This window comes from Caldovatus aquaticus (assembly GCF_019458025.1).
Lineage (GTDB): Bacteria > Pseudomonadota > Alphaproteobacteria > Acetobacterales > Acetobacteraceae > Caldovatus > Caldovatus aquaticus.
The window spans coordinates 1-796 of sequence record NZ_JAHZUY010000137.1 but is presented as its reverse complement, the minus strand read 5'-3'; the positions used below and the strand labels follow the sequence as shown (position 1 = coordinate 796).

The following is a 796-nucleotide window of genomic DNA, read 5'->3' as shown; positions in this document are numbered from 1 at the left end:
GGAAGTCGTCGACCGACTTCCACTCGCCGAACGGCGCCAGCCAGCCCCCGGGGCCGAGCTGCTGCGCCAGGTTGGCCGGCAGCTTCACCCACTCGCTGATGTAGAACTCCCCAGGCTCGCGCGCGGGCTGGATCCACAGCGAATCCTGCGTCACTTCCTGCACCTTCTGGTTCACGTCCAGGTGCAGCGCCCGGGTCTGGTTGCCGTCGTGGCCGGTGACGGTCTCGATGGTGTTGGAAATGACGCTCGAGAGGTTGCCGCCGCCGCTCAGCAGCAGGATGCTGGTCTTGCCGCCCCACAGGCTGCCCGGCCACGTGTAGCCGGTCGCCGCGTCGGTGCCGATCACGTCCTGATAGGCGCCGGTCGAGAAGCTGTTGTAGGGCGCGGACAGCGAGACGCCGCCCTCGAAGCCCGAAGAAAACAGAAGATTCGCCATGATGTCTTCCCGTTATGCCGGATCGCGGGAAATCTCCCCGCGAACAGAGCGTAATGGTTGAGATCGCGGTCGCACGTCGCCCGCCGGCGCCGCCTTCGGTGACACCGTGCTGGGACACGCTCCCGACGCCGCGACTCACAGCACAAAGGATTTTGTATTGCAAACCGAAAAGTGGAACACCCCCGATACGATCATCCCGTCCCGAGCGCTGCCCCTTCCGCCCTGGCGATCCCCGCCGGAGCCCCCTGCGAAACGCCTTGCTGAGCGGCTGATGGCTGATTCGCTGAGCCTCGCGAAGGCTGAGGCGAGGCGGGGATGGGTCAGCGGCGGATCGGACAGGGGAGCCTGGCGGAGGCGCTG

General features: G+C 66.6%; 1 protein-coding gene. It reads right to left on the bottom strand.

The window, feature by feature from the left end; translation table 11 throughout:
- A partial coding sequence (locus K1J50_RS18820; protein ID WP_220119279.1) for a hypothetical protein occupies positions 1-436 on the bottom strand: 436 nt, incomplete at its 3' end.
- Positions 437-796 lie beyond the last annotated feature (360 nt).